This window comes from Streptomyces sp. S3(2020) (assembly GCF_013044505.1).
Taxonomy (GTDB): domain Bacteria; phylum Actinomycetota; class Actinomycetes; order Streptomycetales; family Streptomycetaceae; genus Streptomyces.
Genome location: NZ_JABERD010000014.1, coordinates 73,223 through 90,543, shown reverse-complemented (window position 1 = coordinate 90,543; position 17,321 = coordinate 73,223). Strand labels below are relative to the sequence as shown.

Below are 17,321 nucleotides of genomic sequence, written 5' to 3'. Positions count from 1 at the left end.
GTTGAGGCCGCTGCCGATGCCGGCGCCGCCGCTGGTGGCGGTGCGGTAGGGGTGTGCGGTGTCGGCGGCGTAGAGGTAGGCGTGGTAGTTGAAGTCCTCCTGGGCGTGGACGATGTCGTACGGCGCTTTGCGCTGGCCGATCGTCGTGGTGCTGGACTCGCGGGGCGTCGGGGCGCTGGAGATGGCCTCGGGCAGGCCGGCCACGTTGTAGCTGAGGACGCTGAAGGTGCCGGAGTCGGCGGCCGCCGCGGGCGGGGCGGCCGCGGTGAGCCCGCCGAGAACGGCGGCTGCCGTCGTCAGACAGGCGAGGAGTCTGCGCATGGGGGTGTGGCTCCTGGGGAGAGAAAGCGGTTGTGATGGGAACATGGCAGAAGTTACCGCCGGTTACCCAGGGCCTGTCGAGAGTCGCGGCGGTTTTTCCCAGCAGATGCCTGCCGTACACAGGGGATTCGGCTCCCCGCCGAAGGTGATTCACGGCCCCGTCCGGGGGTGGCGGCCCCGTGTGGTCAGGACGGCCATTCCGGTTCGGACAGGGTCGCGCTCAGCGCGTCGAGGAGCACCTGGGCCGGTTGGGACGCGGGCGGCTTGCCGTACACGGCGGCCACGACCTGTCTGCGCATGCCGGGAATCCGGTCCAGCCTGACCCGCGGGTGCCTGTTGGCGACGAGGGTCAGCCCGGGCAGGAGGCTCACGCCCAGCCCCGCCGCGACGAGCGCCTGTACGGCGACGTAGTCGTCGGTCTCGAACTCGAGGATCGGCGAGAACCCGGCCCGCCCGCAGGCCGCGACGAGATGCTCGCGGCAGCGTTCGCACCCCGCGATCCAGCGAGTCCCGGCGTAGGTGGCCAACTCCGCCCGGGGGCCGTCCCAGGAACGGTCCACCGGTGTGACCACGTACAAGGGCTCGTCGAGAAGCGGCGTCATGGTGGTGTCGCGGCGATCGCCCTGCGGCGGGTCGCCGTGCTCGAAGATCAGCGCCACGTCGACGTCGTTGTTGCGCAGGGCGCTGAGCGCGTCCGGCGGTTCGGCCTCGCGCAGGATGAGCTCGATACCGGGATGCTCGGCGGCGATACGGGCGGCCGCGAGCGGCACCAGGGTGGCCAGCGCCGAGGGAAAGGCGGCCAGGCGGACCCGGCCGGTGTGCAGTCCGGCCAGCTCGTCCAGTTCGGCGTGCACCGATTCGACCTGCGCGAGGATCGATTCGGCGCGGTTCACCAGCAGCCGGCCCGCCTCGGTGAGGCGGATGCCGCGCCCCATCCGCTGCAACAGCGGTACGCCGACCTCGGCTTCGAGTTTGGCGAGGTGGTGGCTCACGGACGGCTGAGCGTAGTGCAGCGACTCGGCGGCCGCCGTGATCGAACCTTCACGGGCGACGGCCACAAGTACACGCAACCGACTCAAGTCGATCATTTGTGAATCATAGCCACCTTCGATGACAGCCTCGAAAACACGCATTGGACCGTTAACAGGGCTGCTGGGAGGGTCGGTGGGAAAGTTCGTGCGAGAGCGATCGACCGCGCATGTCCGCGTCGACCGGCTCACCCCCTGTCACGCGTGCCTGCCCCTCGGGCGCGGAGAGGAGACGTTGCATGACCACGGCTGTGAATCCACCGTCGCAATCGATGTCGGTCGGCGACCGCGCGGCGCGGACCTTGGCGAACGCCACCAAGACCGTTCCCCAGATGACCTCCATCACGCCTCGCTGGCTGACGCACCTGATGTCCTGGGTGCCGGTCGAGGCCGGTATCTACCGGGTGAACAAGGTCGTTCACCCCGAGTCGGTCCGCATCGAGTGCGACACCGACGACGAGTCGCCACTGCCCGACACCTTCGTCGACTATTCGCCGGAGCCCCGTGAGTACCGGCTCAAGGCGGTCCAGACGGTCCTGGACCTCCACACCCGTATCGCCGACCTGTACTCCAGCCCGCACGACCAGACCGCGCAGCAACTGCGGCTGACCATCGAGGCGGTGAAGGAGCACCAGGAGGGCGAGCTGATCAACAGCCCGGACTACGGGATGCTGAGCAGCGTGGCGGACACGCAGCGGATCTCCACGATGACGGGACCGCCGACGCCGGACGACCTGGACGCTCTCATCACGAAGGTGTGGAAGCAGCCGGCCTTCTTCCTCACCCACCCGGAAGGGATCGCCGCGTTCGGCCGGGAGTGCACCCGGCGCGGAGTTCCGCCGGCCACGGTGAGCATGTTCGGCTCGCAGTTCCTGACCTGGCGCGGGCTGCCGCTCATCCCGTCGGACAAGGTCCCGCTGGAGAACGGGAAGACCAAGTTCCTGCTCCTGCGCACGGGCGAGTCGCGCCAGGGCGTGGTCGGACTGTTCCAGCCCGGGCTCGCGGGGGAGCAGGGGATGGGCCTGTCGGTGCGTTTCATGCAGATCGACCGCAGTGCCATCGCCTCCTACCTGGTCTCCCTGTACTGCTCGCTCGCGGTGCTCACCGAGGACGCGCTCGCCGTGCTCGACGATGTCGAGGTGGACAAGTTCCATGACTACGCCCCCAGCTACCGGTAACGGAGCCGCCCCGGAGTGGCTGCCGGACGAGGAGACGCTCAACCGGCTGGCCGGGGAGTTCTTCCGAGCGCTTCCCGGGCAGCCGGCGGACATGGCGGTGCCGGCGTCGGCGGCGGGCCCGGAGCAGGGTCCGGCCCACGGCCCGGTTCCGGTTCCGGTCTCCGACGTGCCGGTGGAGTGGCCGACGCCGGTCGGTCTGCCGGCCATGGACCCGCCCTCGCCCGCCGCGACGGCAGGGACGGGCGGGGTGGGCCCGCAGGCCGGTCTGCCTCATGCGGGCCTGCCTCATGCGGCGCCGCCCGCCGGGATGAGCCCGCTCGCCGGGCCACCGCCGACCAGCGCCCCGGCCGGATACGCGGCGAGTGCGCCCGGCGTGGGCGGCCCCGTCCCGGAGCTGCCGGTGTCCCCCGGACCGCAGTCCACCGTGTCGTCGTCCGCGCCGCCACCCGTACCGGCGTCCGTACCGGTATCTGTGCCGGGTGGCGCACCGGCCCAGCTCTCGGTTCCCGGGCAGTTCTACTTCCTCACCGAGGCGCCGGGGTATCCCGCGCAGGCGCCCCCGCTTCCCGGCTTCGGGCATCTGGGGCTGCCGCCCCTCCCCGAGGCCATGGCGCCGACGGCCACGACCTCGCCGTACTACTTCGTCGAGGAACCCGGCACACCCGCCGTACCCGCGGCCCCCGCCACCTCCCCGGGGCTGCCGCTCGACCCGCATCCGGCGTTCGACGTACGGGCCGTCCGCCGGGACTTCCCGATCCTGTCCGAACTCGTCAACGGGCGTCCGCTGATCTGGCTGGACAACGCCGCGACCACGCAGAAGCCGCAAGCGGTGATCGACCGGCTGGTGGAGTTCTACTCGCGGGAGAACTCCAACATCCACCGGGCGGCGCACGAGTTGGCCGCGCGGGCGACGGACGCTTACGAGGGTGCCCGGAAGACCGTCGCCCGGTTCATCGGGGCCGGGTCCGCGGAGGAGATCGTGTTCGTCCGGGGCACCACCGAGGCGATCAACCTGGTCGCCAAGGCCTGGGGGCCCCGGAACATCCGCGAGGGTGACGAGATCGTCATCTCCCACCTGGAGCACCACGCCAACATCGTGCCCTGGCAGATGCTGGCGGAGCAGACCGGCGCGGTCATCAAGGTCATCCCGGTCGACGACGACGGCCAGTTGTTGCTCGACGAGTACACGGCCCTGCTGTCCGACCGCACCAAGCTCGTCGCGGTCACCCAGATGTCCAACGCGCTCGGCACCGTCGTACCGGTCGAGCAGATCATCCAGATCGGGCACCGGGCCGGGGCACGCGTGCTCGTCGACGCGGCACAGTCGGTCCCGCACCTGCCGATCGATGTCAGGGCGCTGGACGCGGACTTCCTGGTCTTCTCCGGGCACAAGCTGTTCGGACCGACCGGGATCGGGGCGCTCTACGCCAAGCGGGAGATCCTCGAGGACATGCCTCCGTGGGAGGGCGGCGGCAACATGATCACCGACGTCACCTTCGAGAAGTCCAGCTACCAGTCGCCACCGAACCGCTTCGAGGCCGGCACCGGCAACATCGCCGACGCGGTGGGGCTGGCCGCGGCCATCGACTACGTCGAGCGCATCGGCCTGCCCAACATCGGCGCCTACGAACACACCCTCGTCGAGCACGCTACGGAAGGTCTGCGCTGCGTGCCCGGGCTCCGGTTGGTCGGCACGGCTCCGCACAAGGCGAGCATCGTGTCGTTCGTCCTGGACGGCTACGAGCCGGCCGAGGTGGGCACCGCGCTCAACGAGGAGGGGATCGCGGTGCGTTCGGGCCACCACTGCGCGCAGCCGATCCTGCGCCGGTACGGCCTGGAGGCGACGGTCCGGCCGTCGTTCGCCTTCTACAACACGCACGAGGAGGTGGACACGCTGGTCACGGCGGTTCACCGGCTCGCGGACCGCCGAGGCGGGCGCCGCTAGCCCGCGCCTCCCGGGGCGAGCCGGGGTTCGCGAAGTGCCTTCCGCGCCGGGGTGACGAGACCTTCCCAGGGTCTCCGTCGCACCGGCAGGAAGGCACTTGTGCGTTCGCCGGACCGACGGGATTGTCGATCAGGGGACCGGGCAGCCTGGCGCCAACTGGAGGCGTTCGGCGAGAAGACGCCGCCGTCACTTGCGGACGCTGTCCGAGGCCACCCCAAGATCCCGGGCAACCGCGACACTTGGCGGCACCTCAGGCCCCGCACACGTCGGCACGATCCGCGCGCGCAGGGCCAGGGACTGGGCCGATGTCGCCCGATGCCTCCACCGCTCCAACACCGCCCGCTCCGTCAACCGGTTTGCCGCCCCGGTCGGCGAGCGCCGGTCGCCGGCCTTGGGCGGGCGGCTACTCGGTCAGTGCGCCCATGGCCCGGTCGAGCAGGAGGGCGAGGGAGACGGTGCCCTCGCAGGCCACCCACCCTCTCGCGGCCGCGTCCAGGCAGGCGAGGGCGGCTGCGACCAGCGCGGTCGGCCTGGGATCCTCCGGCCGGCCAGGGCCGGCTTCCAGTCGCCTGGCGATCTCCGGCACCATCTGTTCCTGCCACTGCAACTGCTTCTCGAAGTGCCGGGCGCGCAGTGACGGCGTCTGCTGCAGCAGGCGCAGAAAGCTCAGCGTCTGCTCGGGTGCTTCCTCGTTCACCCGCACCAGGACGTCGAAGGCCCGGCGCAGCGCCACCCAGGGCCGCTCCTCGTCGGGGCGGGCGGCGAGGGCTTCCGCGACGTGCTGGCCATCGCCCTCCAGACCACTCAGCACGATGTCTTCCTTGGTCCCGAAGTACCGGAACAGGCTGGCGCGCGACAGTCCCGCTTCGGCGGCGATCTGGTCGGCGGTCGTCCGCTCGAAGCCCTGATCGGTGAAGAGCCGGAGCGCCACTTCGGTGACTTCCGCCCGGACTGTTGCCCGCATGCGTTCACGCAGACCGGGCGGCTTGGGCGGGGTGTGCTTGGCAGTGCTGGCGGAGTCGGTCATACGAGGAATGTTACAGCTAAGGCTCATCTTGAGACGTAGTCTCAAATAGATGTAGAGTCTCTCGGTGGAGGCTTCATTGCGAACGGAGTGCCGCGAACCGGCACCCCGCCAGGCTGCCGCCTGCCTCTTCCACCCGACCCGTTCTTCGAAGGAAGCTGCTATGACGACCGCGTTCGACCCGATCGACCTGAGCGGCAAGGCGCTGGCCAACCGCATCGCGATGGCGCCGATGACCCGCAGCCGCGCCGATGCTCCCGCGGCCACGGCGACGGAGCTGATGGCCACCTACTACGCCCAGCGCGCGAGCGCCGGCCTGATCATCACCGAGGGCATCCAGCCGTCGGTCGTCGGCCAGGGCTACACCAGCACCCCCGGTCTGCACTCCGCGGCACAGGTCGACGCCTGGCGGAAGGTGACCGACGCCGTCCACGCCCAGGGCGGCACGATCTTCGCGCAGCTGATGCACACCGGCCGGATCGGCCACCCCAGCCTGCTGCCCGACGGACTAGTCCCCGTCGCCCCCTCCGCCGTCGCGGCGACGGGCCAGGTGTTCACCTATGAGGGCCCCCAGGACTACGTCACGCCGAAGGAACTGGACCCCGACGGCATCGCCCGGACGATCGCCGACTACGCCGATGCCGCGCGCAACGCGATCGCCGCCGGTTTCGACGGCGTGGAGATCCATGGGGCGAACGGCTACCTGATCCACCAGTTCCTCGCCCCCAACACCAACCTGCGCACCGACGGCTGGGGAGGCGGGCCGACGGACCGGGTCCGCTTCGGCATCGAGGTCGCCACGGCCGTCGCGGAGGCGATCGGCGGCCACCGCACCGGCTTCCGGATCTCCCCCGGCAACCCCTACAACGACATCGCAGAGACCGACCCGGCCAACGTGCTGGAGACCTACACCGCCCTGATCGCCGGTCTCGCCCGGCTGGACCTCGCCTACCTGCACCTGCTGGAGAGCCCGGACCGCGACCTGACCACCCGGCTGCGCAAGAACTGGCCGACGGCGTTCGTCCTCAACCCCTTCACCCACCCCGAAACCACCGGCCCCGGCGCTCTCGCCCGCATCGAGGACGGCACCGCGGACATCATCGCCTTCGGCGCGCTGTTCCTGGCCAACCCCGACCTGCCCGCCCGGCTCGCGGCCGACGGCCCCTACAACACCCCTGACGCGGCCACCTTCTACGGCGGCGACCACCGCGGCTACACCGACTACCCGGCGCTGCCCGCCCACAGCGTGTGACCTGAAAAGAAGTCACCACCGCCGGACAAGGCGGGACACGGCGTTTCAGGACACGGGGAGGCCGTCCTCGCCGAGCTCCCATGGCCCGCCGCGCCCTGCGAACCGCTCCCGAGGACACGGCAGCGACACCACGTTCACCGGGCTCCGGTGCGGGGGAGGTCCTGTTCGGCCCAGGCGGCCATGGCGTCGAAGACGGTCTGAAGTCGTGTGCCTGCTTCGGTGAGCTGGTACTCCACCCGGGGTGGGATCTCCGGGTAGGCGGTGCGGGTGACCAGCCCGGTGAGTACGAAGCGTTGCAGCCGTGAGGACAGGGTTTTGGGGCTGATCCCGGGCAGCGCGGCGCGCAACTCGGTGAAGCGTTTCGGGCCGGTCAGCAGTTCCCGCACGATCAGCGTCGCCCAGGTCCCGTCCAGCACGGTCAGGAACCGGGCGATCGGACATTCCGGCAGAGGGTGATCCAGATCACTCACGTATTCCCCATTAGTTCATTTGAGGGAACTAGTTCCCTTGGGGAACTGTAGTCGGTGAGCGGCTTTCCCGCACCACACCCCTTGGAGGACCTGATGACCACGATCACTACGAACAACACCGCCAGTGAGATGGTGCGCTCGGCCACGAGCACCGCATTGCGGGTCGCCGCGCGCGAGCTGGAGCTCTACGACACGGGCAACGTCGACGGGGCGGACGAGGTGTTCGCCCCGAACGTGATCGACCACAACCCCGCCACCGACGCGGCCTCGGGCATCGACGGCATGCGAGCGTCGATCGCCGCGGTCCGCGACGGCTTCACCGACACACAGCACCGGATCCTCTTCCAGCAGGAGCTTCCCGGTGGCTGGGTGGCCCTCCACTGGCGGATGACGGCTGTCCACACCGGAGACGCCTTCGGGTTCCCCGCCAGCGGCAACACGGTCGACATCAACGGCCAGGACATCATGCGCATCGTCGACGGCAAGATCAGCGAGATCTACCACGTCGAAGAACTGCTCAAGCTGACCCAGCAGATCAGCGCCCCCGCTCAGCCGGCGTGACGACAGAGATCGTCTCGGACGACGCCTGGTGACACTCGCCGGTGCCGGGGCCATGACCGCCACCTCGACGGCCGGGATCAAACGGCAACTCGCCGAGATCAAGCGCTAGGCATCCCTCGGTCGCCCGTCGGCCACCACGCCCACCGCACTCGCCCGCCATCGAAGAGGCCGGTCACCCCGAGCAGGACCGCCAGGGGAACTGACGGTCAGGTCGGGATCGCTGACGGCGGGGCGTGCGCTCAGACGGGATAGGCGTGGGTCTGTGTCGCCTTCACCGTCGCCCAGACCTCCGCGCCCGGGTGCAGATCGAGGTCGGCGGCCGCGACCGTGGTCAGGTCCGCGGCGAGCGGCAGCTCCCCGGTGAGGTCGGCGCGGATCTGGTCGCCGTGGGTCTCCAGGCCCGCGACCTCGCAGCGCCAGAGATTACGGGCACTGGCGCCGGTGGGGCGGTCGCGGTAGAGGGTGACCGCGCTCGGCGGGAACGCCACGAAGACCGGTCCGGCAAGAGACTCCGTGGTGGTGATGGAGGGGCCGGTGTCTAGGCGGACGGAGTGGCCGTCGGCCTCGCCCCGGTAGAGGTTCAGGCCCACCAGCTGGGCGATGTAGTCCGTACGGGGATGGCGGGCTATGTCAGCCGGGGCGCCCTCCTGGACAACCCGGCCGTGCTCGACGACGACCAGACGGTCGGCCAGCACCATGGCGTCCAGGGGATCGTGGGTGACCAGGACGGCGACCGCCTCGAAGTCGGCCAGGTGGCGGCGGAGCCGGGAGCGCACTTCCAGGCGGGTGCGGGCGTCCAGGGCGGCGAGGGGTTCGTCGAGGAGGAGCAGCCGGGGGTGGGTGGCCAGGGCGCGGGCCAGGGCGACGCGCTGGGCCTGGCCGCCGGACAGCTTGCGCGGCTTGGCGTCGGCGTGGTCCTTGAGGCCCAGCCGCCCGAGCCACTCGGCGGCCTGGGCGCGGGCCTCCGCCTTGGTGGCGCCCTGGCAGCGCGGGCCGAAGGCCACGTTGTCCAGCGCGGTCAGGTGAGGGAAGAGCAGGTAGTCCTGGAAGACGACGCCGACCGGGCGGGACTCCGGCGGCGTGCGTTCCAACGCCGTTCCGTCCAGCCGCAGATGGCCCTCGGTGAGCGGCGCCAGGCCGGCGAGGGCGCGCAGGGCAGTGGTCTTCCCGGCACCGTTCGGGCCGAGCAGGGCGACCACTTCGCCGGGCGCGACGCTCAGGGCCACGTCGAGGCGGAAGGTGCCGCGCTCGACGACGAGGTGGGCGTCGAGGCCCTCGGCGCGAGCGCGGGCGTGGACGTCGGTGGCGGCGTCGTGTGTCTCGGTCATCCGGCTGTCATCCATCGGTCGCGCAGGCCGGCCAGTACCGCGATGGACACGGCCAGCAGGACGAGGCTGAGGGCGATGGCCGCCTCCGGGTCGCTCTGGAGCGCCAGGTAGACGGCCAGCGGCATGGTCTGGGTACGGCCCGGGAAGTTGCCCGCGAAGGTGATCGTCGCACCGAACTCACCGAGCGCCCGCGCCCAGGCCAGGACCGCGCCGGCCGCGATGCCCGGCGCGATCAGCGGCAGCGTGACCCGGCGGAACGCGGTGAATCGGGAGGCGCCGAGCGTGGCGGCCGCCTCCTCGAAGCGCGGGTCGGCGGCGCGCAGGGTGCCCTCGACGCTGATGACCAGGAAGGGCATCGCGACGAACGCCTCCGCGACCACGACCCCCGCCGTGGTGAACGGCAGCGTGATCCCGAACCAGGAGTCCAGGTACCTGCCGACGATGCCGTTGCGGCCGAGCGCCATCAGCAGCGCCACACCGCCGACCACCGGCGGCAGTACCAGCGGCAGGGTGACCAGGGCCCGTACGAGGCCGCGGCCGGGGAAATCGACGCGGGCCAGCAGCCAGGCCAGCGGCACGCCGATGACCAGGCTCACCGCGGTGGCGGCCGTCGCGCAGACCAGGGACAGCTGGAGCGCCTGCCAGACCTCGGAGCTCGTCAGCAGCTCGGGCAGACTGCGCCACGGGGCCCGTACGAGCAGGGCGAGGAGCGGCACGAGCAGGAACGCCAGACCGATCAGCGCGGGCACCAGCAGGGGAAGCGGTGCGCCCCGGCCACCGCCGCCCGTGCGGACGCGCCGACGCCGCGGCCCACCCCGAAGGGTGTCGGCCGCGGCGTCGGACTTGTGTCCCGGGAGCATCACGGCTTGAGGAATCCGGCCGCGGTCAGGACCTTCTGGCCCTCGGCGGACCGCACGAGCGCGATGAACGCCTGGGCGGCCTCGGTGTTCTCGGAATCCTTGAGCAGGGTGATCGGGTAGTCGTTGATGGCGTCGGCCGATTCGGGGAAGTCCACGCCCTCCACCTTGTCACCCGCGGCGTTCACGTCCGTCTTGTAGACGACCGCCGCGTCGGCCTCCTTGAGCTCCACCTTCGTCAGGGCGGCCTTGACGTCCTGCTCGTAGGAGACCGGCGTGAGCTTCAACTCGCTGGCGTCGAGGGCCTTCTGCGCGGCGGCACCACAGGGCACCTCCTTGTCGCACAGGACGACCTTCAGGTCGGAGTTCGTGAGGTCCTTCAGCGAGTCGACCTTGTCGGGGTTGCCCGGCAGGGTGGCGATCTCCAGCTGGTTGCGGACGAAGGTGGCGGGCGTACCGGAGTTGTCGCCGGCGTCCGTGACGATCTTCATCGTCTTGGGGCTGGCGGAGGCGAAGACGTCGGCCGGGGCGCCGCCGGTGATGCTCGCCGCGAGGGAGTCGCTGCCGCCGAAGCTGAAGGTGACCTTCGTGCCCGGGTGCGCCTCCTCGAACTGCTTGCCCAAGGTCTCGAAGCTCTCCTTGAGGGAGGCCGCGGCGAACACCGTGACCGTGCCGGACAGCTTGTCCGAGGCGGACGCCGACGCGGAGGAGTCGGAACCGGCGGACGAGGAGTCGTCGGAGGAGCAGGCGCTCAGGGCCAGCAGCGCGGTGGCCCCCAGGGCGGCCACCTGCATCGGTCGGCGGGTCCGGCGCACGGTACGGGTCATCACGGGTCTACTCCCTCTGGTCCTGACGGACACAATCACCTGTGGTCCTGACGGACCCTCTACGGTCTCTCGACGACCACGTTGGTCGACTTGATCACGGCAACCGCCGGAACACCGGGCTCCAGCTTCAGTTCTTCAGCCGACTCGCGGCTGACCAGCGCCACCACCCGGTACGGTCCGGCCTGGATCTCCACCTGCGCCGACACGTCTCCGAGGATCACGTCGGTGACGATGCCGGTGAGGCGGTTGCGGGCCGAGGAGCCGGTGGGCTCCCGTCCCGCACGGTGCACCTGCCGGGCGTAGGCCGCGAGGACCGGCCCGGGGATGATCCGGCGGCCCAGCTCGTCGCGATCGGCAGTGAGTTTCCCGCTGTCGACCAAGCGCCGCACGGTGTCGGTGCTGACGCCGAGTAAGGCGGCAGCGTCTCCGATCCGGTAGGTGTGCATGCGCTGAGCATACTGCCGCATATGCAAGGCATAAGTCTTCTGTTGATTCGCATGAGCCGGAATCCTGATCCAGCAGGTTGGCATGTGCGTTTGTACGGGTGGTGGGTCCGGGTACGGTCATCCGGGAGGTGGTAGCCCGTGAGTCAGTCCCTCGCAACTGCCGGTACGGCCGCCGACTCGGCGGTGGAACTCGCCCTCACCGGCGATCTGACCCGTCCGGCCCGGTTGACGGTGCCCGATCTGCTGACCTGGCCCCAGCACGAGGCCGACGTCAGCTTCGAGTGCGCCACCAGTGGTGTGCAGCGCCACCGGTTCACCGGGCCGCTGCTGCACGACGTGCTGGCGGCCGCCGGCCCCGGCTTCGACCCCGCCCGGCGCAAGGACCGCCTGCGATTCCTGATCGCGGTGTCCGGCACGGACGGCCACCAAGCCCTGCTGTCCTGGGCGGAGATAGACCCCGACTTCGGCCGCGCACCGGTCCTCCTCGCGGTCACCCTCGACGACACCCCGCTGGACCGCACCGGCCCCCAACTCGTCGTCCCACAGGACCGCTGCGGCGCCCGGTACATCAGCGCCATCAACGCGATCCATGTGGACGGCGGTTACACGGCGTGGCCGTGACGCCGAGCGCCGTCTGCGGGGCGACGGCCGACCGATCGGCTGGGAAGAGGTACGGACGGCTCCGGCCGCGCCCGCCGACCCGCTGTTCTCCGGAGTCCCCGAGCACCTGCGCGTCCTGTACCGGCACGGCGACACCCCGGACCTCCGGGCCGGCGCGAGCCTGCTCGCCTCTCCCGGTTCACGTGAGTCCGACCCCGACGACCCGGCCGTCCTCGCGCCGCACCGCGACACACCGAACCCCCAGGCGCTGTCGTCCCCGGCGGAGGCCACCCATGCAACTGCGTCAGCTGGAATACCTGGTCGCTCTCGCCCGTGAGCGGCACTTCGTGCGTGCGGCGGCCGCCTGCTACGTCTCCCAGCCCTCGCTGTCCGCGGCGATACGCCGCCTCGAACACGAGCTGGGCGTGCCGATCGTGCGCCGGGGGAGACGTTACGAGGGACTCACCCCGGACGGGGAGGTGGTGCTGGCCTGGGCGCACCGCATTCTCGCCGAAGGCGACGCGCTGCGCCAGGAACTGTCCGCTCTGCGCGACGGCTTGACCGGCACCCTCCGCCTGGGCGTGGTCCCCACCGCACTGCCCGTCGCCTCCCTGTTGACCACCCCCTTCTGCGACCGCCACCCACAAGCCCGGGTGAGCATCGAGTCGCTGTCGTCAGCTGCCATCACCCACGGTCTCGCCGAGTTCGAGCTGGACGCGGCGATGACCTACCTAGACGACGACTCCCCGAGCGGAGTGCGTCGGCTGCCGCTGTACGAGGAGCGCTACGTACTGCTGACCCCGCTCGACGGCCCACTCGCAGGCGTCCCCACCGCGAGCTGGTCACAGGCGGCGACCCTCCCGCTGTGCCTGCTCAACTCCCGGATGCGCAACCGCCGCATCATCGACGAGTGCTTCGCCGCCGACGGTGCCACCGCCGTCCCCGCGATCGAGTCGGACAGCGTCGCCGGCCTCTACGCGCATCTGCCCGGCGGCCGCTGGTCCAGCGTCATCTCGCACGCGTGGCTGCACATGTTCGGCGTACCGGACGGAATGCGGGTCGTACCGTTGGACGGCCCCGCGCACGGACCGCGGGTGGGACTGGTGACCGGCCCCGACGACCCACCGTCCGTGCTCGCCGGGGCCCTGCTGGCCGAGGCACGCCGCGCCGGCGTGCGGGAGGCGCTGGACGTACGGCTGCGGACCTACCTCGACGACCACGGCCACTGATAGCCGTTGGCTATACGGGTATAGCGAGGAACGCTTTGACCAGGGCGTTCGGACCCGAGGATGGTGAACGGCACCTTCCCGCAACGCCAGTTGAGGAGCCGCGACATGGCCAAGGTGCTCTGCGTCCTGTACGACGACCCGACCGACGGATACCCGACCACGTACGCCCGCGACGACCTCCCCACCATCGACCACTACCCCGGCGGCCAGACCGCGCCCACCCCCGACGCCGTGGACTTCACGCCAGGGCGCCTCCTCGGCAGCGTCTCCGGCGAACTCGGCCTGCGCGCCTACCTGGAGAAGGCCGGGCACACCCTGGTCGTCACCTCTGACAAGGACGGCGACGGGTCGGTCTTCGACCGGGAACTGACCGACGCGGACATCGTCGTCTCGCAGCCGTTCTGGCCGGCGTACCTCACCCCCGAGCGGATCGCCGCCGCCAAGAACCTCAAGCTCGCCGTCACCGCGGGCATCGGCTCCGACCACGTCGACCTCGACGCGGCGATCGCGCACGGCGTGACGGTCGCCGAGGTCACGTACTGCAACAGCATCAGCGTCGCCGAACACGTGGTGATGATGACGCTGTCCCTGGTCCGCAACTACCTGCCCTCCCACCGGGTGGTACTCGACGGCGGCTGGAACATCGCCGACTGCGTGGCACGGTCGTACGACCTGGAAGGCATGCACGTCGGCACGGTGGCCGCCGGACGCATCGGCCTGGCCGTCCTGCGCCGCCTCGCGCCCTTCGACGTGAAACTGCACTACACCGACCGGTACCGGCTGCCGCGCGAGACCGAGGAGGAACTGGGGCTCGTCTTCCACGAGAGCGCCGCCCGGATGGCACCGCACTGCGATGTCGTCACCATCAACGCGCCCCTGCACCCCGAGACCGAGGGGCTGTTCGGCGACGAACTGCTGGCCACGATGAAGCGCGGCGCCTACCTCATCAACACCGCCAGGGCGAAGATCGTGGACCGGGACGCCGTCGACCGCGCCCTGCGCAGCGGGCAGTTGGCGGGCTACGCGGGCGACGTCTGGTACCCGCAGCCCGCCCCCGCCGACCACCCGTGGCGCACCATGCCGCACCACGGCATGACCCCGCACATCTCCGGCTCCTCCCTGTCCGCGCAGGCCCGCTACGCGGCCGGTACCCGGGAGATCCTGGAGTCCTGGTTCGCGGGCCGCCCGATCCGCGACGAGTACCTGATCGCCGACGGAGGCGGCCTGGCCGGCACCGGCGCCCACTCCTACTCCGTGAACAAGTGACCCGTGGGGGCCACCGCCGCCCTCGCTCAGACGCGGTCGATGCGCACGCTCGTCGACCGCACCCGCGCGGTGGCCTCCATACCGACCCGGGACACGCCTCTGCGCGGCCGTCCCCGTGGTCGGCCCAGGTCACGTCAAGACGGCGTCAAGGTGCCCGGGTCCGGCGCCAGGGAACCGCTAACAACCGCACGGCCTGCCGCGCGAAGCCGCTTTCTTGGGAGGAGGAAATCCTTCCGCGCAGGGGAGTCGAGCCAGTGAGCGGAGCGCGTCGGCGGCGATGAGTGACGTACGGCCAGGACGACTGAAGGTCTACCTCGGGGCGGCACCGGGGGTCGGCAAGACCTGTCGGATGCTCGACGAGGGGCGACGACGCGCCGCGCGCGGGGTGGATGTGGTGGTCGGGTTCGTGGAGTGCCACGGACGCCCGCACACGGAGGCGATGCTCGACGGCCTGGAAACCATCGCCCGAATGTCCTGCACCCACCGCGGCGGACACTTCGAGGAGATGGACCTGGCCGCCGTCCTCGCGCGCCGCCCGCAGGTCGTGATCGTCGACGAGTTCGCCCACAGCAACGTCCCTGGCGACGGACGGCACCCCAAACGCTGGCAGGACATCGAGTCCCTGCTCGACGCCGGCATCGACGTCGTCACCGCGCTCAACATCCAGCATCTGGAATCCCTCAACGACGTGGTCGAGAAGATCACCGGCGTGCCCCAGCACGAGACGGTCCCGGACGAGGTCGTACGGCGTGCCCGGCAGATCGAGCTCGTGGACATGCCACCCGAGGGACTGCGCCGGCGGATGGCACACGGCAACATCCACGCCCCGGAGAAGGTCGACGCGGCCCTCGCCGACTACTTCCGCCCCGGCAACCTCACCGCGCTGCGCCAGCTGGCCCTGCTGTGGGTGGCCGACCGGGTCGACGAGGCGCTCCAGGAGTACCGCTCGCGGCACGGCATCGCCGGGGTGTGGGAGACCAGGGAACGGGTCGCCGTGGCGCTGACCGGCGGGCCCGAGGGGGAGACGCTGATACGGCGGGCCGCCCGGATCGCCGACCGGTCTGCGGGCGGCGACCTGCTGGCCGTGCACGTGGCGCGCAGCGACGGTCTCGCCGCCGGTGTCTCGCACGCCTCACTCGCCCGGCAGCGCCGGCTGGTCGAGGACCTCGGCGGCAGCTACCACTCGGTGGTCGGCGACGACGTCGCCACGACCCTGGTGGAGTTCGCCCGCGCCGAGAACGCCACGCAACTCGTGCTGGGCACCAGCCGCCGCGGCCGGCTGGCCAGGTTCCTGACCGGACCCGGCACGGGCGAGACGGTGACCGCCCTCTCCGGGGACATCGACGTGCACCGCGTCACCCACGAGCGGGCCGGACACGGCACACTCCTGCCGTCGCGCCGCCGCACGCTCTCGACGGCCCGGCTGATCGCCGGCCCGGTCGCCGGGCTGGTGCTGCCGCTCCTCCTCACGGCCGTCCTCGCCCAACTGCGGGACACGCTGAACCTGACCAGCGAAGCGCTGCTGTTCCTGCTCACGGTGGTCGGTGTGGCCTGCATAGGTGGGGTCGTCTCGGCGGTGATCGCCTCGGTGACCGCGTCCCTGCTGCTCAACTACTGGTTCATCCCGCCGATCGGCCGGTTCACCCTGGACGACCCCAACGCCCTGCTCGCCCTCGCGGTCTTCGCGGTCGTGGCCGCCACCGTGGCCGCCGTCGTGGATCGCTCGCTGCGCCTGTCACGCCGTTCCGCCCGCGCGACGGCGGAGGCGGAGACCATGTCGTCCCTGGCCGGCAGCATCGTGCGGGGCGAGGCGACGATTCCGGCCCTGCTGGAACGGACGCGCGAGACCTTCGGCATGGCGGCGGCGGAACTGGTGGACGAACCCCCCGACGGGGCCGGCGTGACGACCGTTCCCGCGGGTGCCGGTGCCTACCTCGCCCTGCGCGGGCGCACGTTGTCGTCCTCCGAGCGGCGGGTGCTGGCCGCGTTCGCCGCCCATGCGGGGTCCGCGGTGGAGCGGGCCCGGCTGGCCGAGGCGGCGGCCGAGGTGGAGCCCGTGAAGGCCGCCGACCGGCTGCGTACGGCACTGCTGCGGGCCGTCGGCCATGACTTGCGCACCCCGCTCGCCGCGGGCTGGGCCGCCGTGACCTCGCTGCGCAGCCGGGACGTGGAGTTCTCCGCCGAGGACCGCGACGAACTCCTCGCCACCGCCGACGAGTCCATGGCCAAGCTCAACCGTCTGGTGGAGAACCTGCTCGACCTCAGCCGTCTGGAGGCCGGTGCCCTCACGCTGAACCTGCGCGCCACTTCCCTGGAGGAGGTGCTGCCCATGGCGCTGGCGGACGTCCCGGGCGTGGAGGTGGCGGAGGTGGAGAAGATCCCGGCGCTGCTCGCCGACCCGCCGCTGCTGGAACGGGTGGTGGCCAACCTGGCCGGCAACGCCGCCCGACATACCCCGCCCGGGAAGAAGGTACTGGTCACCGCCAGTGCCCTGGCGGGCCGGGTGGAGCTGCGGATCGTGGACCGGGGGCCCGGCCTGCCCGCCGACGGCAGGGAGCGGCTCTTCGAGCCCTTCCAGCGGCTCGGCGACACCGACAACACCAACGGTCTCGGTCTCGGGCTGGCGCTCGCCCGTGGTCTGACCGAGGCCATGAGCGGCATCCTCACGCCCGAGGACACTCCCGGCGGCGGCCTCACGATGGTCGTGTCCCTGCCGCTCGCCGCCGACGACGGAAGTCAGCGGGACGTCCCGACCGGCACACCTTGACACGCCTCTGACGGACAGCCGACGGCTCTCCACCCCTCGACCACGGCACACCGGCCGGACGCAGCGAACCCGCCCAGGTCACACAGTCCGTCAAGGCTCCGTCAGGGTCTGCCCGTCGGGCGCGAAGAACCCGCAAGGAACCGTCGGACGCGGCCGGGAACGGACAGAACCTGGATGCCGCCGCGCACACCTCAGCCCTCGTGCGCGACCGAGGCGAGAAGG

General features: G+C 71.1%; 15 protein-coding genes and 1 pseudogene. 8 read left to right on the top strand and 8 right to left on the bottom strand.

Annotated features, from left to right (window positions below; all coding sequences use genetic code 11):
* Nucleotides 1-321 (bottom strand): annotated as a pseudogene (locus HLK59_RS07590) (endonuclease); the annotation flags it as partial.
* Between the two features lie 185 nt (nt 322-506).
* Nucleotides 507-1,409, bottom strand: coding sequence for a LysR family transcriptional regulator (locus HLK59_RS07585; RefSeq protein ID WP_171140486.1), 903 nt, complete (start codon nt 1,407-1,409; stop codon nt 507-509).
* Between the two features lie 179 nt (nt 1,410-1,588).
* Here HLK59_RS07585 and HLK59_RS07580 point away from each other — a divergent pair, with 179 nt between their 5' ends.
* Together HLK59_RS07580 and HLK59_RS50840 are read left to right on the top strand one after the other, a co-directional pair.
* On the top strand, nt 1,589-2,527 hold the full coding sequence (locus HLK59_RS07580) for a family 2A encapsulin nanocompartment shell protein (RefSeq protein ID WP_171140485.1): 939 nt from the start codon (nt 1,589-1,591) through the stop codon (nt 2,525-2,527).
* Nucleotides 2,502-4,472 carry a family 2A encapsulin nanocompartment cargo protein cysteine desulfurase gene (locus HLK59_RS50840; protein WP_171140484.1) on the top strand — a complete coding sequence of 657 codons (1,971 nt, stop codon included), beginning with the start codon at nt 2,502-2,504 and terminating at the stop codon, nt 4,470-4,472. Before HLK59_RS07580 ends, HLK59_RS50840 begins: the two co-directional genes overlap by 26 nt.
* A gap of 403 nt (nt 4,473-4,875) precedes the next feature.
* On the opposite strand, the gene HLK59_RS07570 is transcribed toward HLK59_RS50840, so the two are convergent.
* Entirely contained in the window at nt 4,876-5,499 is a 624-nt protein-coding gene (locus tag HLK59_RS07570; RefSeq protein ID WP_171140483.1) for a TetR/AcrR family transcriptional regulator, read from the bottom strand.
* A gap of 160 nt (nt 5,500-5,659) precedes the next feature.
* Here HLK59_RS07570 and HLK59_RS07565 point away from each other — a divergent pair, with 160 nt between their 5' ends.
* On the top strand, nt 5,660-6,748 hold the full coding sequence (locus HLK59_RS07565) for an alkene reductase (RefSeq protein WP_171140482.1): 1,089 nt from the start codon (nt 5,660-5,662) through the stop codon (nt 6,746-6,748).
* Between the two features lie 134 nt (nt 6,749-6,882).
* Here the strand turns inward: HLK59_RS07565 and HLK59_RS07560 are convergent, their stop codons facing one another.
* A complete protein-coding gene (locus HLK59_RS07560) occupies nt 6,883-7,218 on the bottom strand; it encodes a helix-turn-helix domain-containing protein (RefSeq protein WP_171140481.1) in 336 nt (111 codons plus the stop codon).
* A gap of 93 nt (nt 7,219-7,311) precedes the next feature.
* On the opposite strand from HLK59_RS07560, the gene HLK59_RS07555 reads away from it, so the two are divergent.
* Entirely contained in the window at nt 7,312-7,779 is a 468-nt protein-coding gene (locus HLK59_RS07555) for an ester cyclase (RefSeq protein ID WP_171140480.1), read from the top strand.
* A 239-nt stretch (nt 7,780-8,018) separates the two neighbouring features.
* On the opposite strand, the gene HLK59_RS07550 is transcribed toward HLK59_RS07555, so the two are convergent.
* From HLK59_RS07550 to HLK59_RS07535, 4 genes are read right to left on the bottom strand one after another with little or no spacing between them, the layout of a single operon-like run.
* Nucleotides 8,019-9,107 (bottom strand): ABC transporter ATP-binding protein, encoded by a 1,089-nt coding sequence (locus HLK59_RS07550; protein ID WP_171140479.1) that lies wholly within the window; start codon nt 9,105-9,107, stop codon nt 8,019-8,021.
* Complete coding sequence (gene modB / locus HLK59_RS07545) at nt 9,104-9,967, bottom strand: molybdate ABC transporter permease subunit (RefSeq protein ID WP_171140490.1); 864 nt, start codon at nt 9,965-9,967, stop codon at nt 9,104-9,106. The genes HLK59_RS07550 and modB overlap by 4 nt, the downstream gene beginning before the upstream one ends.
* Nucleotides 9,967-10,791: a molybdate ABC transporter substrate-binding protein gene (gene modA, locus HLK59_RS07540; protein ID WP_171140478.1), complete on the bottom strand. Its 825-nt coding sequence runs from the start codon at nt 10,789-10,791 to the stop codon at nt 9,967-9,969. Before modA ends, modB begins: the two co-directional genes overlap by 1 nt.
* A 59-nt stretch (nt 10,792-10,850) precedes the next feature.
* The gene (locus HLK59_RS07535; protein ID WP_171140477.1) at nt 10,851-11,237 is read right to left on the bottom strand and encodes a TOBE domain-containing protein; all 387 of its coding nucleotides are present in this window, start codon (nt 11,235-11,237) and stop codon (nt 10,851-10,853) included.
* A 138-nt stretch (nt 11,238-11,375) separates the two neighbouring features.
* On the opposite strand from HLK59_RS07535, the gene HLK59_RS07530 reads away from it, so the two are divergent.
* The 4 genes from HLK59_RS07530 (at nt 11,376) to HLK59_RS07515 (ending at nt 17,099) form a co-directional block, all read left to right on the top strand.
* A complete protein-coding gene (locus HLK59_RS07530; protein ID WP_171140476.1) occupies nt 11,376-11,858 on the top strand; it encodes a molybdopterin-dependent oxidoreductase in 483 nt (160 codons plus the stop codon).
* Nucleotides 11,859-12,130: 272 nt separating this feature from the next.
* Nucleotides 12,131-13,066, top strand: a complete 936-nt coding sequence (locus HLK59_RS07525; protein ID WP_171140475.1) for a LysR family transcriptional regulator — start codon at nt 12,131-12,133, stop codon at nt 13,064-13,066.
* Nucleotides 13,067-13,171: 105 nt separating this feature from the next.
* A complete protein-coding gene (locus tag HLK59_RS07520; RefSeq protein ID WP_171140474.1) occupies nt 13,172-14,332 on the top strand; it encodes an NAD-dependent formate dehydrogenase in 1,161 nt (386 codons plus the stop codon).
* 277 nt (nt 14,333-14,609) lie between these two features.
* A complete protein-coding gene (locus HLK59_RS07515; protein WP_171140473.1) occupies nt 14,610-17,099 on the top strand; it encodes an ATP-binding protein in 2,490 nt (829 codons plus the stop codon).
* Nucleotides 17,100-17,321: the final 222 nt, after the last annotated feature.

Excerpts from the sequence above, each read along its gene's own strand:
- HLK59_RS07585 (WP_171140486.1), bottom strand. The coding sequence starts at position 1,409 with ATGATCGACTTGAGTCGGTTGCGTGTACTTGTGGCCGTCGCCCGTGAA.
- HLK59_RS07580 (WP_171140485.1), top strand. The coding sequence starts at position 1,589 with ATGACCACGGCTGTGAATCCACCGTCGCAATCGATGTCGGTCGGCGAC.
- HLK59_RS50840 (WP_171140484.1), top strand. The coding sequence starts at position 2,502 with ATGACTACGCCCCCAGCTACCGGTAACGGAGCCGCCCCGGAGTGGCTG.
- HLK59_RS07570 (WP_171140483.1), bottom strand. The coding sequence starts at position 5,499 with ATGACCGACTCCGCCAGCACTGCCAAGCACACCCCGCCCAAGCCGCCC.
- HLK59_RS07565 (WP_171140482.1), top strand. The coding sequence starts at position 5,660 with ATGACGACCGCGTTCGACCCGATCGACCTGAGCGGCAAGGCGCTGGCC.
- HLK59_RS07555 (WP_171140480.1), top strand. The coding sequence starts at position 7,312 with ATGACCACGATCACTACGAACAACACCGCCAGTGAGATGGTGCGCTCG.
- HLK59_RS07550 (WP_171140479.1), bottom strand. The coding sequence starts at position 9,107 with ATGACCGAGACACACGACGCCGCCACCGACGTCCACGCCCGCGCTCGC.
- modB (WP_171140490.1), bottom strand. The coding sequence starts at position 9,967 with ATGCTCCCGGGACACAAGTCCGACGCCGCGGCCGACACCCTTCGGGGT.
- modA (WP_171140478.1), bottom strand. The coding sequence starts at position 10,791 with ATGACCCGTACCGTGCGCCGGACCCGCCGACCGATGCAGGTGGCCGCC.
- HLK59_RS07535 (WP_171140477.1), bottom strand. The coding sequence starts at position 11,237 with ATGCACACCTACCGGATCGGAGACGCTGCCGCCTTACTCGGCGTCAGC.
- HLK59_RS07525 (WP_171140475.1), top strand. The coding sequence starts at position 12,131 with ATGCAACTGCGTCAGCTGGAATACCTGGTCGCTCTCGCCCGTGAGCGG.
- HLK59_RS07520 (WP_171140474.1), top strand. The coding sequence starts at position 13,172 with ATGGCCAAGGTGCTCTGCGTCCTGTACGACGACCCGACCGACGGATAC.
- HLK59_RS07515 (WP_171140473.1), top strand. The coding sequence starts at position 14,610 with ATGAGTGACGTACGGCCAGGACGACTGAAGGTCTACCTCGGGGCGGCA.